The sequence below is a fragment of the Pseudomonas sp. D47 genome, assembly GCF_045447305.1.
Taxonomy (GTDB): Bacteria; Pseudomonadota; Gammaproteobacteria; order Pseudomonadales; family Pseudomonadaceae; genus Aquipseudomonas.
Genome location: NZ_JBJGXU010000138.1, coordinates 1 through 2,399, shown reverse-complemented (window position 1 = coordinate 2,399; position 2,399 = coordinate 1). Strand labels below are relative to the sequence as shown.

2 protein-coding genes are annotated in these 2,399 nt (G+C 59.9%); both read right to left on the bottom strand.

The genetic code is table 11. The features are described 5' to 3' along the window. Nucleotides 1-55 precede the first annotated feature (55 nt). Nucleotides 56-799 (bottom strand): IS21-like element helper ATPase IstB, encoded by a 744-nt coding sequence (gene istB, locus ACI77I_RS31850; RefSeq protein WP_094953903.1) that lies wholly within the window; start codon nucleotides 797-799, stop codon nucleotides 56-58. Continuing rightward, on the bottom strand, nucleotides 789-2,294 hold the full coding sequence (gene istA, locus ACI77I_RS31845) for an IS21 family transposase (protein WP_407000156.1): 1,506 nt from the start codon (nucleotides 2,292-2,294) through the stop codon (nucleotides 789-791). Before istA ends, istB begins: the two co-directional genes overlap by 11 nt. Nucleotides 2,295-2,399: the final 105 nt, after the last annotated feature.

The following is a 2,399-nucleotide window of genomic DNA, read 5'->3' as shown; positions in this document are numbered from 1 at the left end:
TGTCAATCAGCGCCCAATAGTTTCCAGGTAACAGCGTCCAAAACTTTCCAGTCGGCTACGTGGTTTTCATCTGTTTCTTGCGCTGTTTGAAGCGGAACGAGTCATTGCCGGTTTCTAGGATCTCGCAGTGGTGAGTGATGCGGTCGAGCAGCGCGGTGGTCATCTTGGCATCGCCGAAAACGCTGACCCATTCGCCGAACGACAGGTTGGTAGTAATGATCAGCGAGGTCTTTTCGTAGAGCTGGCTGATCAGGTGAAACAGCAGTGCGCCACCCGAGTCGGGAAACGGCAAATAGCCCAACTCATCCAAAATTACGGCATCGATATGCAGCAGTTGCTTGGCCAGGTTGCCGGCTTTACCTTGCTGTTTTTCCCGCTCTAGTTGGTTGACCAGATCGACGGCGTTGTAGAAGCGCAAGCGTTTTCCTTGATGGATGGCGGCGACGCCCAAGGCGGTGGCCAGATGGGTTTTGCCGGTGCCCGTGCCACCGACCAGGATCAGATTGTGGGCGCTGTCCATGAAGGCGGCGCTGGCCAGTTGCTGGATCTGCCCTTGATCAAGGGGCGTTTCGGCCCAGTCGATAGCGCTCAGGTCACGATGGATCGGGAAACGGGCGGCCTTGAGCTGATAGCGCAAGCTGCGCACCTGCCGATCGGCTTGTTCTGCCTCGATCAGGCGATCCAGCCAGACCTCCGGAGGGCTTGATTGGCGCGGGGCTTCGGCCAATAGCTCGCGCCACGCAGTGGCCATGCCGTGCAGCTGTAAGGTCTTCAGTTGGGCGGCGCGGTCAATGGACATACTGGCCGCTCCTTAGCTGCTCATAGCGGCCGCAATCGGCCAGCGGCTCAATGCGCAGTTGCAGTTGTGCCGGCAGTTCCAACTGCACTGGCCGGGCTGGAGCGGTCAGGCGCCGCAGTTCATTCATCACTAGCGAGCCATTGACCACGCCGCATTCGAGCGCTAACTCGCAGGCCACTTGCAGTGCGTCTAGACCGACCTCGCGGGCGACCAGCAGCAACTCAACAAAGGCGCGATCGCCACGAGGTTGTTTGAGCAGACGTTCGCGAACCTGCTGGATCGCCGCCGGCAAATCCCATTCGACAAAGGGCGCGCCATTGCGCAAGGCGCCGGGCTTCTTCTCCAGTACCGAAAGGTAATGCCAGGGATCGCAGATCAACTGGTCACGGCCAAAGCGGCGAGCGTGCTCGGCGATCTGCGCACCCTCGGCGGCGACCCGTACCTCAGTGGCCGTGCTGCGCACGGACACCGCCTTACCGGCCCATTCGGCAGGGACGCTGTAGCGGTTGCGATCAACTCGCACCAGGCAGGTGCTGGAGGCGCGCAGCATCTGCTCGAGATAGCCGTCAAAGGTCGCGCTGAACGCGCGCAATAACGGTTGCTCGCGGGCGAAATGCTCGGCAATGCTCTGGCTGCGCTCGGTAGGATGCTCGCGCTGGCTCAGCTCGCGGCAACGTAATGCCAGCCAGTCATTAAGCGCCGCAAAGCTGGCGAAACGCGCCATCGGCGTGAACAGCCACTCCCGGACATTACCCACCTGATTTTCAATCTGACCCTTTTCCCAGCCCGAGGCTGGGGTGCAGGCCACCGGCTCGAACAGGTAGTGATTAGCCATGGCCATAAACCGGCGATTAAAGCGTCGTTCCTTGCCGACCAGGATCGCCTCGACCACCGCCTTGAGGTTGTCGTATATGACCCGTTGCGGCACCCCACCAAAGAACGCAAAGGCCCGGTTATGGGCATCGAACACCATCTCCTGGGTCTCGCGGGGATAGGCTGCGACGAACATCTGCCGGCTGTAGGCCAGACGAAAATGCGCCACCTTGATGGTCTGCGGCAAGCCATCGATCTCGACGTGCTCGTGGCTCCAATCGAACTGACAAGCATCGCCGGGTGCGAACACCAGCGGCACGAACGCCTGGGTTGTCGTTGGCCCGTTCTTGACGGATTTCCACTGTTTTACGAAGCGCTGCACGCTGTCGTAAGCGCCGCGATAACCCTCGATCTGCAATCCCTCGAACAACCGCTGCGCCGTACGGCGCTGGGCGCGAGGTAAATGCTGCTCGGTATTGAGCCAGGCTTGCAGAGTGACTTGAAACTCACCGAGCTTTGGCGAGGGCTGTTGCTGACGCGCATACACCGGTTCAGCCGTCGAGTGCAGATGCTTGCGCACCGTTGGCCGGGAGAGTTTAAGGCTGCGCGCAATCGCACTAATGCTCTCGCCGCTAACCAGATGCCGGCGCCGAATTTCGGCAATTATATCCATCGATAACACCCCAGATTCTCCGGCCGAAAGACCGGATGGTTGCACACCCCGGGGTGGAAACTATTGGACGCTGTTTACCCCGGAAATCTGGAAAGTTTTGCACGCTGATTAACA

Coding starts and splice junctions, on each gene's coding strand:
- istB (WP_094953903.1), bottom strand. CDS start 799: ATGTCCATTGACCGCGCCGCCCAACTGAAGACCTTACAGCTGCACGGC.